The sequence below is a fragment of the Halobellus inordinatus genome (assembly GCF_024464655.1).
GTDB classification, from domain to species: domain Archaea; phylum Halobacteriota; class Halobacteria; order Halobacteriales; family Haloferacaceae; genus Haloquadratum; species Haloquadratum inordinatus.
This window is the reverse complement of record NZ_JANHAV010000007.1, coordinates 99,093-115,630: the sequence shown is the minus strand read 5'-3', so window position 1 is coordinate 115,630 and position 16,538 is coordinate 99,093. Positions and strand designations below refer to the sequence as shown.

General features: G+C 65.6%; 17 protein-coding genes. 8 read left to right on the top strand and 9 right to left on the bottom strand.

From position 1 onward, the window contains the following. Positions 1 to 2: 2 nt before the first annotated feature. The 3 genes from NO347_RS13300 to NO347_RS13290 all read right to left on the bottom strand — a co-directional run bounded on the left by NO347_RS13300 (position 3) and on the right by NO347_RS13290 (position 1,643). Complete coding sequence (locus NO347_RS13300) at positions 3 to 242, bottom strand: DUF7120 family protein (protein WP_121569674.1); 240 nt, start codon at positions 240 to 242, stop codon at positions 3 to 5. A gap of 122 nt (positions 243 to 364) precedes the next feature. Continuing rightward, complete coding sequence (locus tag NO347_RS13295; RefSeq protein WP_256290073.1) at positions 365 to 1,123, bottom strand: ZIP family metal transporter; 759 nt, start codon at positions 1,121 to 1,123, stop codon at positions 365 to 367. A gap of 31 nt (positions 1,124 to 1,154) precedes the next feature. Next, positions 1,155 to 1,643 carry a DUF6789 family protein gene (locus NO347_RS13290; RefSeq protein WP_256290072.1) on the bottom strand — a complete coding sequence of 163 codons (489 nt, stop codon included), beginning with the start codon at positions 1,641 to 1,643 and terminating at the stop codon, positions 1,155 to 1,157. A gap of 149 nt (positions 1,644 to 1,792) precedes the next feature. On the opposite strand from NO347_RS13290, the gene mftA reads away from it, so the two are divergent. Genes mftA through NO347_RS13270 form a run of 4 tightly spaced genes read left to right on the top strand, consistent with a single transcriptional unit; the run spans position 1,793 to position 4,886 of the window. Then, positions 1,793 to 1,951, top strand: coding sequence for a mycofactocin precursor MftA (mftA, locus tag NO347_RS13285; RefSeq protein ID WP_256290071.1), 159 nt, complete (start codon positions 1,793 to 1,795; stop codon positions 1,949 to 1,951). Position 1,952: 1 nt separating this feature from the next. Further along, a complete protein-coding gene (mftB2, locus tag NO347_RS13280) occupies positions 1,953 to 2,195 on the top strand; it encodes a mycofactocin biosynthesis chaperone MftB2 (RefSeq protein ID WP_256290070.1) in 243 nt (80 codons plus the stop codon). After that, on the top strand, positions 2,185 to 3,144 hold the full coding sequence (mftC, locus tag NO347_RS13275; RefSeq protein WP_256290069.1) for a mycofactocin radical SAM maturase: 960 nt from the start codon (positions 2,185 to 2,187) through the stop codon (positions 3,142 to 3,144). Before mftB2 ends, mftC begins: the two co-directional genes overlap by 11 nt. Positions 3,145 to 3,152: 8 nt before the next feature. Then, positions 3,153 to 4,886 carry a glycosyltransferase gene (locus NO347_RS13270; protein WP_256290068.1) on the top strand — a complete coding sequence of 578 codons (1,734 nt, stop codon included), beginning with the start codon at positions 3,153 to 3,155 and terminating at the stop codon, positions 4,884 to 4,886. Here NO347_RS13270 and NO347_RS13265 read toward each other — a convergent pair. The 6 genes from NO347_RS13265 to NO347_RS13240 all read right to left on the bottom strand — a co-directional run bounded on the left by NO347_RS13265 (position 4,864) and on the right by NO347_RS13240 (position 11,235). Beyond that, on the bottom strand, positions 4,864 to 5,727 hold the full coding sequence (locus NO347_RS13265; protein ID WP_256290067.1) for an electron transfer flavoprotein subunit beta/FixA family protein: 864 nt from the start codon (positions 5,725 to 5,727) through the stop codon (positions 4,864 to 4,866). The two genes, NO347_RS13270 and NO347_RS13265, sit on opposite strands and share 23 nt — an antisense overlap. Then, positions 5,724 to 6,515: an SDR family NAD(P)-dependent oxidoreductase gene (locus NO347_RS13260; protein ID WP_256290066.1), complete on the bottom strand. Its 792-nt coding sequence runs from the start codon at positions 6,513 to 6,515 to the stop codon at positions 5,724 to 5,726. The genes NO347_RS13265 and NO347_RS13260 overlap by 4 nt, the downstream gene beginning before the upstream one ends. A 2-nt stretch (positions 6,516 to 6,517) precedes the next feature. Further along, complete coding sequence (locus tag NO347_RS13255) at positions 6,518 to 6,808, bottom strand: ferredoxin family protein (RefSeq protein WP_256290065.1); 291 nt, start codon at positions 6,806 to 6,808, stop codon at positions 6,518 to 6,520. Positions 6,809 to 6,914: 106 nt separating this feature from the next. Continuing rightward, on the bottom strand, positions 6,915 to 8,228 hold the full coding sequence (locus NO347_RS13250) for an FAD-dependent oxidoreductase (protein WP_256290064.1): 1,314 nt from the start codon (positions 8,226 to 8,228) through the stop codon (positions 6,915 to 6,917). Then, the gene (locus NO347_RS13245; RefSeq protein WP_256290063.1) at positions 8,225 to 9,298 is read right to left on the bottom strand and encodes an electron transfer flavoprotein subunit alpha/FixB family protein; all 1,074 of its coding nucleotides are present in this window, start codon (positions 9,296 to 9,298) and stop codon (positions 8,225 to 8,227) included. The genes NO347_RS13250 and NO347_RS13245 overlap by 4 nt, the downstream gene beginning before the upstream one ends. Next, positions 9,295 to 11,235: an oxidoreductase gene (locus NO347_RS13240; RefSeq protein ID WP_256290061.1), complete on the bottom strand. Its 1,941-nt coding sequence runs from the start codon at positions 11,233 to 11,235 to the stop codon at positions 9,295 to 9,297. The genes NO347_RS13245 and NO347_RS13240 overlap by 4 nt, the downstream gene beginning before the upstream one ends. Positions 11,236 to 11,368: 133 nt before the next feature. Here NO347_RS13240 and NO347_RS13235 point away from each other — a divergent pair, with 133 nt between their 5' ends. The 4 genes from NO347_RS13235 to NO347_RS13220 all read left to right on the top strand — a co-directional run bounded on the left by NO347_RS13235 (position 11,369) and on the right by NO347_RS13220 (position 16,535). Beyond that, the gene (locus NO347_RS13235) at positions 11,369 to 13,369 is read left to right on the top strand and encodes a VWA domain-containing protein (RefSeq protein WP_256290060.1); all 2,001 of its coding nucleotides are present in this window, start codon (positions 11,369 to 11,371) and stop codon (positions 13,367 to 13,369) included. Positions 13,370 to 13,493: 124 nt separating this feature from the next. Next, a complete protein-coding gene (locus tag NO347_RS13230) occupies positions 13,494 to 14,585 on the top strand; it encodes a magnesium chelatase ATPase subunit I (RefSeq protein WP_256290059.1) in 1,092 nt (363 codons plus the stop codon). Positions 14,586 to 14,882: 297 nt separating this feature from the next. Then, positions 14,883 to 15,704: a mycofactocin-coupled SDR family oxidoreductase gene (locus NO347_RS13225; RefSeq protein ID WP_256290058.1), complete on the top strand. Its 822-nt coding sequence runs from the start codon at positions 14,883 to 14,885 to the stop codon at positions 15,702 to 15,704. Positions 15,705 to 15,713: 9 nt separating this feature from the next. Further along, positions 15,714 to 16,535: a mycofactocin-coupled SDR family oxidoreductase gene (locus NO347_RS13220; protein WP_256290057.1), complete on the top strand. Its 822-nt coding sequence runs from the start codon at positions 15,714 to 15,716 to the stop codon at positions 16,533 to 16,535. Positions 16,536 to 16,538 lie beyond the last annotated feature (3 nt).

The window sequence follows — 16,538 nt, the reverse complement described above, 5'->3', positions numbered from 1 at the left end:
ACCTACAGCGTGTCGTCGTCGAGCCCGCCGGGGTCCGACGCGGTGTCGAAGAGGTTGTTCTCTGCGCCTTCCATAAAGTCGTCACCGGGCTCGCCCTCGTCGACGACGTCGACGTTGTAGGCGTCGATGCCCATACTGAGCAGTTCCTCGACGGCCTGTTCTTCGGTTACGAACTCTTCGTCGACCAGTTGCTCGAACTCGCTCAGCAGTTCGTCGGGGAGCGTCACTTCAACGATTGGCATTGGAGACTGCTTCGTACTCAGGGTACTTGAGTGGCAGGCTTCTCACCGCATCGCGACAGCGGGCACTCTGTGAGGAGATCGGGATCGTCACGGTTGTGCGCCGTCATCCCGTCGACTGTATATTACCGGAGGACGCCGTCGAGCAAGCGGACACCGAGCATCAGGACGATGCCGCCGAGAAAGACGAGGAAGTAAAGTATCGAGCGGCGAACTCCAGTTTCCTGTTTGATTTCGGGGATCAGGTCAGAACTCGCGATGTAGATGAAGTTCCCCGCCGCGAACGATAGCAGTACCGACGGTAATCCGGTGACGACGTCCCCGAGAAAGAAGCCGACGACGCCGCCGAGGATCACGGTCGCCTGCGTGAGATAGTTGAGAACGAGCGCGCGCCGCCGCCCGAAGCCACCGTACACGAGCACGCCGAAATCTCCGATCTCCTGTGGGATCTCGTGGAGCGCGATCGCCAGTGTCGTGACGATTCCGAGCGGCGTGCCGAGGAGGAACGCCCCGGCGATCACGAGGCCGTCGATGAAGTTGTGAAGCGTATCGGAGACCAAGACCAGATACGAGACGGGTTCGTGCTCGTGCGTCGCCGCGTGGTGGTGATGCCAGTGAAGAAACTGTTCGAGTACGTAGAACAGACAGAAGCCGCCGATAAGAAATAGAAACAGAGGGAGCGTATCCGCCGATCCCGACTCGGCGATCGCACGCGGAAGCAAGTGGAGGAACGCGCCACCGATGAGACTGCCCGCGGCGAGCGCGACCAGGCCGAGCAACACCTGATCCACCAGTTCGTCGCGGAGGAACAGCGTGAGAACGCCGATCCAGGCGGTGAAACTGATACTGACGGTCGCGACGACGATAGCGCTGAGCGTGTCCATTCGTAGTTCCAGTAGCAGTCACATACGTCGGTTAAGCGGTCGATTCCTCGCTCAAGAAGGTCCGGTGGTGAGCGAGATAATCGTAGCCACCACCCAAGACGAGCCCATACACGACGTACGAGAGGAGCGTGATGCCGAGAAACGGGAGGTTCGCCCGCAGCGACTCCCCACCGAAGCCGACCGCGAAGAGCACGATGACGAGGTAGCCCGACCAGAGGATCAAGCCGTAGATCACGCCGTGCGTGAGGCCCGATTCGCCGGGGAGCCCCCACGTGAAGCCGCCGAACAGGAGCGGCCACGCCACGGCGAAGAGCAGCACGAACCACGTGAGCGTCAGGATGGTCGCTGTCAGCGTTTGCGGTCGACAGTACGGCGGACCACCGACGGCACACAGGCTGGTGAAGGTGGCGAACACGAACAGGTCCGTGCCAGCGAGGAGCATATCGAACACAAGCAGAAGCGCCAAGAGGACGATGGTGGCTGCGATTCCGCCACCGAGGCTACTGCGAACTGGGTCCATACCGCCGAGTTCGCACGTACGTTAGAAAAGTATACACCGATTTACAAGTGACAAAGAGCGACATCGCCCACCGTGCCGTCTCCTGGTTCACGGACGTTTTGTCAATCCTCCCAAACGTATTTGTAGACAGACGGGTTTGTTGCTATCGTATGTCACAGACAGCCGCGGATGCGGAAACTGAGGAGACGGCCACCGAGGTCGCGACGGATGTCGACGCCGACGCGGACTCGGAGACAGACGAGCCAACGATCGAGGAAGACCTCTTCGAGGAGGAGCTCAAGATCGACGGCATCTGTGGCGTGTACTGAGATGCCGACGACCGTCTCAAAGCCCGCACACATCAAATTCCGGCGGGAGGCCGACGGCGGGCTCGTGTACGACCACGAGAACTACGGGTACGAGGACGCCTCGATGTACGCCGTCAGCGACACCGTCATCGACATGCTCGAATTCGTCGACGGCGAGCGGTCGCGCGAAGCCGTCGAAGCGGAGTTCTCGCCGGACGTCGTCGAGACACTCCTACAGCGGGGGGTGCTCAGCGATGGCGAGTGAGCCCCTATCGGCTCCGGTCACGATCACGTGGGAGGTCACGCTGGGCTGTAACCTCCACTGCGATCACTGTCTGTCGGGGAGCGGCCCCGGTCATCAGATGCCGAACGAACTCACCACCGCGGAGGCCAAATCGTTCATCGCCGAACTCGACGAGATGGACGTCTTCCAGGTGAACATCGGCGGCGGCGAGCCGTTCGTCCGTCCCGATATGCTGGAACTCCTCGAAGCACTCACGGCGCGGGACATCTCGACGTGCGTGAGCACGAACGGGACCCAGTTGGACGAGACGACGCTCGACCGCCTGGAGGCGATGGATCCGCTGTTCCTCCAAGTGAGTATGGACGGCCTGCGCGCCGAAAACGACGCCATCCGCGGAGAGGGCGTCTACGATCAGGTCGTCGACGCGCTCGAACGGTTGGAGGACCGCGACATCGGTACCACCGTCAACACGGTGGTCACCCGGCAGAACGTCGCCGACCTCCCCGAGATATACGAGTTCGCCGACGCACACGGCGCGGGCCTGCGTCTGAACCGCTTCCGTCCGAGCGGCCGCGGCGAGGACGCCTGGGACGAGTTCCGCCTCGAAGCCGAGCAGATCCGGTTCCTCCACGAGTGGCTCGAAGACCACCAGGACGTCCGGACCGGCGATTCGTTCTTCTATCTGAACGCGCTCGGCGAGGTCAGAAACGACACGCTCAAACAGTGCGGTGCGGGCTCGATGACGTGTCTGGTCGACCCCGCGGGCGACGTCTACCCGTGTGCGTTCACCCAATGGGACCACCTCGCATCCGGGAACGTGATCGAGGACGGTTTCGAGACGGCGTGGAGCGAGATCGCGAACCTCCGGAGCCGGATCGACGACCACGAGGGATGTCCCGCGGTCGCGATGGGCAGTTCGGACCCGAACGGCGAGGATCCACAACTGCGGGCGATCCTCTCCGGTGACTGACCCGAGCGATGGAACCGTCCCACTCCTCGTCCGACGCAGGCGCCGAAGTCACCCGCAATTCGCCGCGGAGACGGAACGGGGCGAACGAACCCGATCCCATCGGCGACGACACGACACCGGCGCCAGAGCGTACCGATCAAAGCGCACCCGACCCGAGCGGGGAGTATCGACTGCGGGACGGTGTCGGCCTCGTCGACGACATCCTCGTCTCGAAGCGTCCGCTCACGGCGACGCGACTCAACGACGCCGCGGTCCACGTCGTCGACGCGCTAGGTCGCGAGAGCGCGTTCCGCGCACCTGAGGCAATCGCCCAGGAAACCGGGACGCGTCCGTCGTCGATTCGAACCCTGTGTGAGCGGCTTCACCAGCGCGGATTCCTGGAGTGGCGACCCGCGCGGGACCCCACTCACACGCCGCCGGTATCGGTCGTCGTCACGGTCCGAAACGATCGCGAACACCTGCGGGCGTGTCTGAACGCGCTCGCAGAGCTGGCGTATCCGACCTACGAGGTCGTCGTCGTCGACGACGGATCGACCGACGGCACTCCGGACGCTGCTGTGAACCATCGACTCGCCGACGAGCGGCGTATCCGAGTGGTCTCCGTCGGAACGGCGGACGAGCCGCTGGGTATCGGTGCTTCCCGAAATCGCGGCGTCGAGGTCACCGCCTACGGGGTCGTCGCGTTCACCGACGCCGACTGCCGACCGCGGCCGTCGTGGCTCGCCGATCTCGTGCCGCATCTTGCCGCGCACGACCTCGTCGGCGGGCGGATTCGTCCCGCAGGGGACGGCCCCGCGAGCGTCTACGAGGGGCACAACTCCTCGCTCGATATGGGGCCGCGGGCCTCCCGCGTCGATCCCGGGGGCGAGACGCCGTACCTCGCGACGGCGAACCTCGTCGGGCGGCGGGCGGTCTTCGAGGCGGTGCCTTTCCCCGAACGAAACGTCGCCGAGGACGTCGCCGTGTGTTGGGGCGCGCTGGAAGCGGGGTTCGACGTCGTCTACACGCCCGACGGCGTCGTCGAGCACGTGTATCGAACCGGAGTCCGGTCGTTCGCCCGACGGCGGACGGCGTACGGTGCGTCGGAAGCGCTCCTCGCGCGTGAGCGGGGACGCGAGGGGATGGACAGCGTCGAGATCTCGGCAATCGGCCTCACCGTCGTCGTGCTCGCGAGTGCCGGAATGGCAGCGACGGTCGCGGCTCCGCTTCCGGACTGGCTCACGGCAGCCGTGGTCGGAGTCGGTATCGCGCTCGCTGGCGTGGGCGCAATCGCTGGCGGTGCTGCCCGGTGGCGACAGTTCCGACGGCTCTCGCCGGCAATCACGCCAGGTGACGTCGTCGAGAGTTGGGCACGGGGACGTCTCTCGTCGGCGTACGCGCTCGCCCGCGAACTCACGCGGTACTACACCGGACCGCTGGTGACACTCGGCGGAGTCGGTGTGTTCGCCGGAGCGACCGGCGTGATCAATGGCGCCGAAGTGGGTGGGGCGATCCTCCTGTGTGCTGTCGCCGTCGCGATGACGCTCCCGCTGGGAGTCGAGTACCGCGTCTCGAATCCTGAGACGTCGGTTCTCGCCTACAGCACGTACTATCTCGCGGATCACCTCGGCTACCAGCGCGGCGTGTACAGGGGGGCGGTCGAACACCGAACGCTTTCGCACCTCCGCCCGACAGCCCGGTTCAGGCTCTCGGGAATCGGTGTGAAGGCGCTCAGACGCCTCAGAGCAGCTCGTTCTCCCTGAGGAACGCGACGACGCGGTCGGCAGCCTCCTCGGGGGGCGCGTCGATACGCTCGCCGGCGCTCTTGGTGTCGCCGCTGCCGCGGCCGAGCATCCGATAGATGCGTTCTTCGACGGTCCCCTGACGAGGCGGTCGCCCGCGACCCCAGCGCTCGTTCGGCCGGACGTTCTCGACGGTCGCGTTGCCGATGCTCATCGAGAACCGAGTTTCGCCGGGCACGACGGCTTCGAGGTCGCGCGTTTCGATCTCCGCGCGGCGTCCGGCGATGACGGTGTCCAGCGACGCCCGATCGGGGTCGGTGAATCCCGCGTCGACGCCGAGCACTGTCGGAAGCGCGGTGACGACGACCTCCTGCCGGCCGATCGCGAGCTTTCGCTGGACCACGAGTTCGTCGTCGTCCGCCTCGATATCCCCGTCGACGTCGATGTTCTCGGCCCCGAGGGCCGTGGCCCGCGTCGCGCAGGGCCAGTCGATGCGGGCAGCCGCGAGCGATGCAACCTCCGATCCGGCGAACGAGGACGTTTCGCCGACGAAGACGGCGTCCGGCGACTCGCGAGCCGCAATGCGGGCGAGCGCCGTCGCATACTTCTCGCCGGCGATCTCTTCGATCGGGTCGAACGCGACGTGGATCCCACGATTGGCACCGCGTTCGAGCGCGGATCGGACGCTCGCGCGCGCCGGGTCGCCGCCGATGCCCACGGCGACGACGTCGTCTGCGACGTCGAGGGCGGCTTCCAGCGCCACGCGGTCGTCGATGCTGAGTTGCCAGCGGTACGGTTCGGCGTTGCCGTCGTCGTCGACGACGCGGTGCGGTTCGGGTCGTGCAGTGACGAGTGCCTTCATCGTGCGGTGTACCCCCCGTCGACTGGGATCGTCGCACCTGTGATGGCTTTCGCGTCGGACGAGGCCAGGAAGGCGACCGTGTGCGCGACGTCCGCGGGATCGGCCATCCCGAGCGGCGTCTCCTCGATCATCCGGTCGAGCGTGTCCGGAACGTCGCCGTCGTCCTCTGTGCCCGCTCCGCTGTCCATCGCCGCTTCGAGCATCGGCGTCTCGACGACGCCCGGACAGACCGTGTTCGCCCGGATCTCGGGCGCGTACTCGATGGCGATCGAACGCGTGAGCGACACCAGCGCACCTTTCGTCGCGGTGTAGATGTCCATTCCCGGTTCGGCGACGAGCGCCGCGATAGAGGCGTTGTTCACGACGACGCCGTGGCCGTCGCCGGTGTCCTGCATCGCCGGAATCGCGTGTTTGCACGCGTACATCGACCCCCGGAGATTGACGCCGGTGAGGAAGTCGTAGGCGTCGTCCGCGAGGTCGGTGACCGGACCGTCAGCCTCGCGAGAAGCGACGGCAGCGTTGTTGACGAGGACGTCCAGGCGTCCGAACTCCGCCTCGGCGTGGTCGACCATCCCGGCGACGGCGTCTTCGTCGCTCACGTCCGTCTCGACGAACGACGCGCCGCCGTCGCGCTCGCGGTCGATCTCGTCCACGAGTTCTGCGCCCTGCTCTTCGTCGAGGTCGGCGACGACGACGTCGGCCCCGCGCTCGGCGAGCACGCGGCAGGTCGCCGCGCCGATCCCGCTCGCGCCGCCTGTCACGACGGCGGTTCGATTGTCGAGGCGCATCGTCACCCGAAGTCGAACTCGACGCCCTTGCCGCCCTCTGATTTTGACCAGGAGACGGCCCCCTTCTCGGGGTCGTTCGCACAGAACACCATACACGCACCGCACTCGATGCAGGGCTCGTACGCGAAGTAGATCCCGCCTTCCTGATCCTCTTGGTAGTCGAAACACTGCGCCGGGCAGAGGTGGAGACAGGGCTTGTCCTCACAGGTGACGCACAGCTCGTTGTCGACGGTGATGTGGGCCTCCTCGCTCACGTCCCAGTTCACCGTCTCCAGGCTGTCCTGTACGCTCATCGCTCTCTCCCTCCGTGGATCGCCGTCGTTCGTGTGGTGTGTGAACTCATACCTGTTACCGGTGTCTCATTGGTGTCGAAAGGCATTGCTTTTTGGGTCGCTTCGGTCATAGCGAGCGGAACCCCCGGAAACCGTCTTTGAGTAGGTCCGTGACGCCCGCATCGCTCTGCTGGAAGGCGCGGAAGGCTTGTTTCCAGGTGAGACCCTCCGCGTCGCTGCCGGCGGAGTACATACCGCGGAGCGTCTCGATCGCGATCCCGGGATACGCCCCGTACATCCGCTCGTTCTTCAGGAATTCGGGGAGGTGACGGTGTTGCTTCATATCTTCGAGGACGTAGGAGTTCTCCAGGCGCTCGTCGTAACGTCGGCCGAACGCGTCCCAGTTGCCGTCGCGCGTGCGCTCGATGGCGGCCTCGGCGGCCTCCAGCCCGCTCTTGATGCCGTAATCGAGCCCGCGGAAGGTGTAGCCCTTGTTCAAGACGAGACCCGCGGCGTCGCCGACGAGCGCCACGCGGCGGTCGTAGCGGTCCGGGAGCGTGTCGTAGGAGTGCTCGGGGACTAAGATCCCCTGGTACTCTTCGAGCGCGTCGCCCTTGACGTACGGGCGGACCGTGTCGAGTTCCATAAATTCCTCTAAGAGACCGTACAGCGGCGTTCCCGTCCCGCCGTAGCCCTGCTCACCGAGCCACCGAAGGGTTTCGAGGCCGCCGACCGCGCCGACAGAGAGGTACTCCTCGAAGGTGTAGATGAAGTAGCCGATCGTCGGCGCGTCCTCGGGGTAGCCGGTGTAGATGTACGCCGCGCCCTCGTCGCTGTCGAGGTTGAACCGCTCGTCGATAGTGTCGCGGCCCACGTCGAGGACCTTCTTCACCGAGAGCGCCATATCCTCGTTTCGCATCGTCCGCTGGATCCCGGTCGCGCGGCCGACCGTGGTGTTCACGCCGTCCGCACCGATGACCGCGTGACACGAGAGGTCGCCGTTCGGGCGGTCCGTGTGGACCACAGCGCGGTCGGAATGCTGGCTGACGTCCTTCACCGTCGTCTCCGGGAGAAAGATCGTTCCCTCGTCGACGGCGCGCTCGACGAACCACTGATCGAACTTCCCGAGCATCAGGGTGTAGTTCGGTTCCTCGCGCAGCGACAGGTCTCGGTAGCCGATCGAGACCTCGGCGTCGCCGTGGAGGAGTTTGATGTTGTGTTCGACGACGTGCCGCTCCAAGGGCGCTTCCTCGGGGAACTCCGGGACGAGTTCGTCGAGGATCTGTCCGTAGAGGACGCCGCCGGTGATGTTCTTCATCCCCGGCTGTTTAGCGCGTTCGACGAGGGCGACGTCGAGGCCCTCGGTCGCGAGTTTGTACGCCGCCGCGGTCCCGGCCCGTCCCGATCCGACGACCACGACGTCGAAGTCGACGTCGGTCATTCCCGCACCTCCTCGGGGGAGCCCTCAGCACCAGGATCGACGACGCGCTCGCCACCGTCGCCGACCGCCTCTGTCTCGCCCGTCCCCGGTTCGCTCTCGGCTTCGGCTTTCGCGTCTCGGATCGCGTTCGCGAGCGCCGGCGCGTACTCGTACGCGTCGCCAACGATGCCGATATCAGCGAAGTTGAAGATGCGAGCGTCGGGATCGGAGTTGATCGGGATCAGGTACTCCGCGTTCACCGAGCGCATATGGTAGGAGTCACCGGAGATAGCACACGGAACGTACAGTTCGACGTCGATCTCCTTTCCCGTGACGCCGATCTGTCGATCGTAGGCTACCCAGCCCTCGTCGGAGGGCGGCCGAGACGCGCCCACCGCCGCCCCGACGGCGTCGGCGAGGTCCTCGATAACCTCGAAGCCGTCGGGGCCGCCGAGGCCGAACCCGCCGGCGACGATGCGGCGTGCCTTCGCTAAGTCCGCTTCTGGCACGTCGAACGTCTCGACGTGCCGGAGTCGGTCGTCGTCCGCGACGCTCACCTCGACTTCGCGAACCGATGGGGAGCCGGTCGGCGGGGCCGCCGGCGACCCGAGTGCCTCGGTGTTCAGCGTCACGACGGGCGGGCCGCCCTCGAAGGAGAGTTCGGCGTAGGCGCGCCCGCCGTAGGCCTGCCGCCCCGCAGTCAGTTCGCCGTCGCGGACCCGGAGCAGGCAGTCGGTGACGCAGCCACCCCGGAGCCGCCGCGCCGTCGCCGCCGCGAGGTCGGCGCCGTCGGCGGTATCAGGCAGTAGAACGACACGGGGGTCGTCTGCGACCGCCACGAGCGCCTCGGCACGGGCCCGAACACCGGCGGCCCCAGCAGCGAACTGCTCGTCGCCGTCGCGTACGACGTGGACGACTTCGTCCGGGTTCGCACTCGCCAGTTCGTCCGGATCGACGAGGCCCTCGAAGGCGACGGTGACGACGGCCGGTGAGTCGCCGTCGGTCTCCGCAAGTTCCTCAGCCAGCCGGTGTGCTTCCTCGAGCAGCGCCACGTCGTCGGATTCGGGGACGATGAGTATTGCACCTGTCATACCGAAAGCTCCCGTGCGAGCATCTCGCCGTCGTAGATCGCCTTGTCGATCAGTCGGGGGGCGACGCAGTCGCCGATGCGGTGGACCGCGTCCCCGTCGACGCCCTGCTCGCGAATCGATTCGGCGAGGCCGGTCCGGGCCTCGCGGCGCGCTGCGACCACGAGCGAGTCGGCCTCGACCGTCGTCATCTCTTCTGAGTAGACGTTGAGCAACTGCGCGGCGTTGTCCTCGAAGCCGATGACGGTCGTGTGAGTCACGATGTCGACGTCGTTCTCGTAGAGCGTCTCCAGGAAGGGCGGGACGTTCGTCCCCTCAAGTTGGTCGCCCGGATGGTAGGAGGTCGTCACGAACGTCACGTCGCGGTCGGCGTCGACGAGGTACTCCGCGACGCCGACGCCCGCGGCGTGCTTGTTGTTGTCGAAGACGACGACGCTGTCTCCGACCGACTCGCCCTGGAGCACGTCCCACGAGCGGTGGACGTCCGGGCCGGCGAGTTCGGGTTGCTTTTCGGTCGCGCCGGTGGCGATCACGATCTCGTCCCACGACTCGCCGGCGACGTCCGCCGCCGTGACCTCTGTGTCGGTCTCGACGGTGACGTCCCGGTTCCCCAACTGATTGAGGAGGTTGCGGACGGCGTCGCCGAACTCCCGGCGGGAGTCGACCTGCGTGGCGATGTTCGATTGGCCGCCGAGTTCCGACTCCCGCTCGCGGATTGTCACGTGGTGGCCGAGATCGGCCGCCGTCACCGCGAAGGAAAGCCCTGCCGGCCCACCGCCGACGACCAGCACCCGTCTCGGGGCCGGGGCGTCGTCGACGTCCTCGACGTGCGGAATCTTCGTCTCCCGCCCGGACCGCGGGGTCTGGATGCACCCGACGTGTCCGTTGGTGTGGATGCCGCCGAGGCAGTTCTGATTGCACGCGATACAGTGTGTCACTTCCTCGTCCTCGCCGCGGCGGACCTTCCGGACGGTGTCGGCGTCACAGATGAGCTGTCGGCACATCCCGATGAAGTCCGCGCGTCCCTCTTCGAGGACGTCGTTGGCCTTCGTGAGGTCGTTGATCCGCCCGGCGGCGATGACGGGAATGTCGAGCAGTTCGCGGGCCGCGCCGTAGTACTCCGAAGTATACCCCAAGGGGGCGTGCATCGGCGCGTCGGTGATGTGGAGTTTCGAGATGGTGGCGATGTCCGAATCGAGGAAGTCGAGGCTCGGGTGGAGTCGGCGGAGGACCTCGACCGCGTAGTCGTAGTCGTAGCCGCCTTCCTCCATCTCGTCCAGCGTCAGGCGGATCCCGACCGGGAAATCGTCGCCGACGCGGTCGCGGATCGCCTCGACGACCTCGTTCACCAGTCGGACGCGGTTGTCGATCGAGCCACCGTACTTGTCGGATCGGGTGTTGTACTTCGGCGAGAGGAACTGTCGGAGGATGCCGTCGTGGCCGGCTTTGAGTTCGATACCGTCGAGGCCGCCTTCCTTGACGTGGTCGGCAGTCTTCGCGAACCCGAGTTTGACCTCCTCGATGTCTTCGAGTTCCATCCGTTTCGGCATCTCGTAGCCGAACTCGGAGGGCACTGCCGAGGGGGCCCAGGTCTCGCGCATCGCGTGTTCGCCGGAGTCTTCGCCGCCGGTGTGCTGGAGTTGGGCGAACACTTTCGTCCCGTGCTCGTGGCAGGCGGCGCCGATTTCCTTTAATCGCGGTACGACGTCCGGATCGTAGCCCGCAGCGTACATCGGGTTCGAGGCGCTCGGGTGGACGAGCATACTTGACGGGCCGATGATAAGTCCGACGCCCCCGCGGGCCCTCGCCTCGTAGTACGCGGCGTCTCGCTCCGTCGGGAGTCCGTCTTCGGCGAACCCCGTCTCGTGGGCGAGAAACACCGTCCGGTTCGGGATGGTGACGGACCCGATCCGTCGCGGCGTGAAGAGCATATCTGTCATAATTTTGATTGAGTGACGTTACCTAACATACAATAGTGAGAGAGACGATAAAGATGTACCGCTCGTGACACGGGGTCGTGACCATCTTGACCGCTAATTGTTTAAGATACCGTATCTTGTGTGTATTATTGTTATGGACGTATCGTACCCGTTCACCGCTGTCGTCGATCAGGCCGCGATGATGCGCGCGCTGCTCGTCAACGCGATCAACCCGGACGTCAGCGGCGTGCTCATCCGCGGCGAACGCGGGACGGGAAAGTCGACCGCAGTCCGTGCGCTCACCGAGGTCCTCCCGGAACAAGCGGTCGTCTCGGACTGTCCGTACGGGTGCCCGCCGGACGACTACGAACGGATGTGTTCGGAATGTCGCGAGCGTGTCGACGCCGGCGAGAAGCTCCCGACCGGGACCCAACGGATTCGGGTGGTCGACCTCCCGCTCAACGCCTCCGGAGACCGCGTCGTCGGCAGCATCGACCTCCAGACCGCCGTCCGGGAGGGTCGCCCGCGATTCGAGCCGGGGATTCTCGCTGAAGCGAACCGGAACATCCTCTACGTCGACGAGGTGAACCTCCTCGACGACCACATCGTCGACGTGCTCTTGGACGCCGCCGCGATGGGCGAGAACATCGTCGAACGCGAGGGCGTCTCCGTCCGCCATCCGGCGGAGTTCGTCCTCGTCGGCACGATGAACCCCGAAGAAGGCGGCCTCCGTCCCCAACTCCTTGATCGGTTCGACGTCGTCGTCGACGTCACCGCGAGCGACGACATCGACGAGCGCGTCGAGATCGCCGCGCGCCGCGAGCGGTTCGACGCCGACCCCGAAGCGTTCCGAGCGGACTACCGCGAGGAGCAACGCGCGCTCGCCGACCGACTGCGGGCGGCACGGGATCGCCTCGGCGACGTTCAGATCGACGAAGAACTGCTCAGGGACGCGTCCTACGAGGCACTTCGCCAGCGCGCCCACGGGATGCGAGCGGACATCGCAGTCGAGCGCGTGGCGCGGTCGATCGCGGCTCTCGAAGGGGCGTCGGAGGCGACGTCCGCCCACGTGAAAGAAGCGCAGTACTTCGTGTTCCCGCACCGCGTCGAGGGCGTCGCCGAGATGAGCTTCGGCGAAGGGGTGCTCTCGACCGGCGGCGACGAGGAGCCGGAGGCGGGCGAAGAAGACGACGAGAGCGACACCGAAGGCGACGAGAGCCTCGACACCGAGGCCGGCGGGATTCCGATCGCCGAGGGCGAGGACTCCTACACGATCGATCGAACGGCGATCGACCCGACGAAGGACCGGACGATGCGCGACGCACTCGCCCGGCGGACGCCCTCGCGCGTGGACGTGAGAAGCGGACGGTACGTCCGGTCGCGACTGCAGGAGGACGTCGACGACGTCGCGATCGACGCGACCGTTCGGGCGGCCGCGCCGCATCAGCACCGGCGTACCGAGGGCCGACGCGGCGGCCTCGTGATCGAACCGCGGGACCTCCGCCAGAAGATCCGCGAGCGGACCGCCCGCGCACTCGTCGTGTTCGTCGTCGACGCGAGCGGGAGCGTGATGAGCGGGCGGCAGATGATGGAGACGAAGCGGGGGCTGCTCTCGCTCGTCGAGGACGCGTATCGGGCGCGGGACCGCGTCGCCGTCGTCGTCTTCCGCGGCGAAGACGCGTTCACGCTCGTCGAGCCGACCCGGAACCACCGAATGGCCCGCGACGCCGTCTCGAAGCTGACGGTCGGCGGGAACACGCCGCTGGCACACGGTCTCGTCGAAGCGTACCGTCTCGTACAGCGCGAGCGACGTCGCGATCAGGACCTCTACCCGCTCGTCGTGCTGCTATCTGACGGCCAGACGAACGTCGAGTACCGCGAGGACGGGGACGCGAAGGAGGACGCCTTCCGCGCGGCCGCGCTGTTCGACGAAGACGACATCCCCTCGGTGTTCGTCGACACCGGCTACGAACTCGACACGACGCCCGACCAGATCTGGACCGACCGGAAGGCAGAGCGGATGAAGCGCAAGCGGTTCGAGCGGAACCTCACCTTCGCGGAGACGATGGGCGCGGACTACCTGCCGCTGGTCGAACTCCCACGGGACGCGACGCTGCCGACGGAAGTCGAAGAAGAGGAGGGACAGTTCGCGTGAGCAGCCGAGAGGCAAGTGCGGCGACGCGGCCGCGGGCCGACCGACGCACCGGCCCCGACCGAGACGGCGACCGACGAATCGACCGGAAACCGACGACGTAGACGAAGCACGCTGACGAAGACCAATGACGAATCACGAAACCACACACGAGGCGGCGGCGACCGAGGGACAGGAGACCACGAACCAGACGTTCCCCTTCACCGCGATCGTCGACCAAGAGGAGATGAAGCGTGCGCTCGTGCTCAACGCGATCAACCCCGACATCGGCGGCGTGCTCATCCGCGGGGAGCGTGGCACGGCGAAGTCGACGGCCGTCCGGGCGCTCGCGGACGTGCTGCCCGATCACGAGGTCGTCTCGGACTGTCCGTACGGCTGTCCGCCGGACGACTACGAACGGATGTGCTCGGAATGTCGCGAGCGCGTCGACACCGGCGAGGAGCTACCGACGCGGACCCAACCGATGCGGGTCGTCGACTTGCCGCTCAACGCCTCCGAGGACCGCGTCGTCGGCAGTATCGACCTCGAACGCGCGGTCCAAGAAGGTGAACGACAGTTCGAGCCGGGGATTCTCGCAGAGTCGAATCGAAATATCCTCTACGTCGACGAGGTGAACCTCCTCGACGATCACATCGTCGACGTGCTCTTAGACGCCGCCGCGATGGGCGAGAACATCGTCGAACGCGAGGGCGTCTCGTTCCGCCATCCGGCGGAGTTCATCCTCGTCGGCACGATGAACCCCGAGGAGGGGGACCTGCGGCCACAACTGCTCGATCGGTTCGGACTGGTCGTCGACGTCGCGGGCGTCAACGAAGTCGACGACCGCGTGGAGATCAGCCAGCGGCGCGCCGCGTTCGACGCCGATCCCGACGAGTTCAGGGCGGAATACGCCGGGGCGCAGCGGGAGTTGCGAGCAGATATCGTCACTGCGGAGGAACGGCTCCCGGACGTGACGCTCGACGACGCCATCGCGCGGCTGATCGCGGGAATGAACATCGAACTCGACGTCGACGGCCACCGCGGCGACATCACGCTCCGGCGCGCCGCGCGGACGCTAGCGGCCTTCGAGGGCGACAGCGAGGTGTCGGCGCGCACCGTGCGGCGAGTCGCGCGGATGTCGCTGGAGCACCGGCTACAGCGACTCCCGTTCGAGGAAGAAGAGCAAGACGTAATGAGCGTTTTCCACGAGGTCCGGCGGGAACTCGGCCTCGAAGACTGATACTGTCGGACAGAAGTCCGTGAACCGTTTTGACCCCCACGGGGTGGCGATACGCTTCACGTAGTTCTGTCCGGCAGTGTGACCACGGTTCGACGAGGGACCCCCGAGCGACATCGGAAAGCATCGATTATCGACTGAGGCCCACGCGAGGAGCGTCGAGAGCCGCTCTCTATTCTGTGTTCATAACAACATAACGGTTTATAGTTAGTTGTCCCACATTCTTATTATCCGTGAAATTGAAATTTGGATGGGGATGGATAGCACAAGTCGTGACTAGTTCCATTCCCGGAGCCAACAATGCCAGAGTACGACTTCAGCGGGAAAGTCGCGTTCGTCACCGGCGCCGGGCGCGCCCAGGGACGGTCACACGCACAGCACTACGCCAGACACGGTGCCGACGTCGTCGTCACCGACATCTGTGAGAACATCGAGACGAACCCCTACGACCTCAGTTCGTCAGACGACCTCGCAGAGACAGCCAGTCTCGTCGAAGACGAGGGCCAAGAAGCCCTGAAGATCGAGATGGACGTACGCGAGGAGGCGGAAGTAGAGGCTGCCGTCGAGGAGGCGATCGACGGGATGGGAAAGATCGACTTCCTCGCCAACAACGCGGGGATCTTCAACGCGGCCGATATGACGGAGATGCCCGAACAACAGTGGGACGAGATGATCGATACGAACCTGAAAGGCGTGTGGCTCTGCAGCAAGCACGTCGGCCAGCACTTCATCGAGCGAGGAGACGGCGGGAAAATCGTCTCGACCTCCTCGGCTGCTGGACTGGTCGGGAGTCCCTCTGCCGGACACTACGTGGCGACCAAGCACGGCGTCATCGGCCTGACGAAGACGCTGGCGCTCGAACTCGCCGAGTACGACGTCAACGTCAACGCCGTCTGCCCGACCGGCGTCGACACCGAGATGATCTCGGGGTTCGCGGAAGCCTACGGCCAAGAGATGATGGACGAGATGGGAGCGTTCAGCGGCCCCTGGAGCGTCTTCGAAGGCGTCGATATGATCGAGGAGACGGACATCAGCGAGGCGTATATGTGGCTCTCCAGCGACGCCGCCCGCTACGTCACTGGTATCGCACTCCCGGTAGACGCGGGTATGACCGCAAAATAGAGCAGAACAATGGTAGAATACGACTTCAGCGGCAAGGTGGCGTTCGTCACCGGCGCCGCACACGGCCAAGGCAGATCGCACGCACAGCACTACGCGAAGCACGGCGCCGACGTCGTCGTCACCGACATCGGCCACAACGTGGACTCGGTTCCCTACGACCTCGGGACGAGCGACGAACTCGACGAAACGGCCAGTCTCGTCGAGGACGAGGGGCAAGAAGCCCTCGCGATCGAGATGGACGTCCGCGACGAGAGCCAAGTCGAGGCCGCCGTCGAGGAAGCCGTCGACGAGATGGGGAAAATCGACATCCTCGCGAACAACGCCGGCATCGAGTCGATCGCCGACGGTGTCGAGATGGACGAGATGACGTGGGACGAGATGATCGACACGAATCTCAAGGGCGTGTGGCTCTGCTCGAAGCACGTCGGGCAGCACTTCATCGAGCGTGGCGACGGCGGGAAAATCGTCTCGACCTCCTCGACCGCCGGCCAAGTCGGCATTCCGGGCAACGCGCACTACGTGTCGGCCAAGCACGGCGTCGTCGGCCTCACGAAGACGCTGGCACTCGAACTCGCCGAGTACGACGTCAACGTCAACTGCATCGGCCCGACGGGCATCGAGACGCCGATGATTGCGGGGATGACCGAAGCCTACGGCGACGAGGTCCTCGAAGAGATCGGCGCGATGACCGGTCCGTGGAACGTCTTCGGCGACGGCGGGATGCTCGACGCATCGGACATCAGTGAGGCGTATATGTGGCTCTCCAGCGACGCCGCACGCTACGTGACCGGGATTTACCTCCCGGTCGACGCTGGATTCCTCGCGAAATAGAGA

Coding starts and splice junctions, on each gene's coding strand:
- NO347_RS13300 (WP_121569674.1), bottom strand. CDS start 242: ATGCCAATCGTTGAAGTGACGCTCCCCGACGAACTGCTGAGCGAGTTC.
- NO347_RS13295 (WP_256290073.1), bottom strand. CDS start 1,123: ATGGACACGCTCAGCGCTATCGTCGTCGCGACCGTCAGTATCAGTTTC.
- NO347_RS13290 (WP_256290072.1), bottom strand. CDS start 1,643: ATGGACCCAGTTCGCAGTAGCCTCGGTGGCGGAATCGCAGCCACCATC.
- mftA (WP_256290071.1), top strand. CDS start 1,793: ATGTCACAGACAGCCGCGGATGCGGAAACTGAGGAGACGGCCACCGAG.
- mftB2 (WP_256290070.1), top strand. CDS start 1,953: ATGCCGACGACCGTCTCAAAGCCCGCACACATCAAATTCCGGCGGGAG.
- mftC (WP_256290069.1), top strand. CDS start 2,185: ATGGCGAGTGAGCCCCTATCGGCTCCGGTCACGATCACGTGGGAGGTC.
- NO347_RS13270 (WP_256290068.1), top strand. CDS start 3,153: ATGGAACCGTCCCACTCCTCGTCCGACGCAGGCGCCGAAGTCACCCGC.
- NO347_RS13265 (WP_256290067.1), bottom strand. CDS start 5,727: ATGAAGGCACTCGTCACTGCACGACCCGAACCGCACCGCGTCGTCGAC.
- NO347_RS13260 (WP_256290066.1), bottom strand. CDS start 6,515: ATGCGCCTCGACAATCGAACCGCCGTCGTGACAGGCGGCGCGAGCGGG.
- NO347_RS13255 (WP_256290065.1), bottom strand. CDS start 6,808: ATGAGCGTACAGGACAGCCTGGAGACGGTGAACTGGGACGTGAGCGAG.
- NO347_RS13250 (WP_256290064.1), bottom strand. CDS start 8,228: ATGACCGACGTCGACTTCGACGTCGTGGTCGTCGGATCGGGACGGGCC.
- NO347_RS13245 (WP_256290063.1), bottom strand. CDS start 9,298: ATGACAGGTGCAATACTCATCGTCCCCGAATCCGACGACGTGGCGCTG.
- NO347_RS13240 (WP_256290061.1), bottom strand. CDS start 11,235: ATGACAGATATGCTCTTCACGCCGCGACGGATCGGGTCCGTCACCATC.
- NO347_RS13235 (WP_256290060.1), top strand. CDS start 11,369: ATGGACGTATCGTACCCGTTCACCGCTGTCGTCGATCAGGCCGCGATG.
- NO347_RS13230 (WP_256290059.1), top strand. CDS start 13,494: ATGACGAATCACGAAACCACACACGAGGCGGCGGCGACCGAGGGACAG.
- NO347_RS13225 (WP_256290058.1), top strand. CDS start 14,883: ATGCCAGAGTACGACTTCAGCGGGAAAGTCGCGTTCGTCACCGGCGCC.
- NO347_RS13220 (WP_256290057.1), top strand. CDS start 15,714: ATGGTAGAATACGACTTCAGCGGCAAGGTGGCGTTCGTCACCGGCGCC.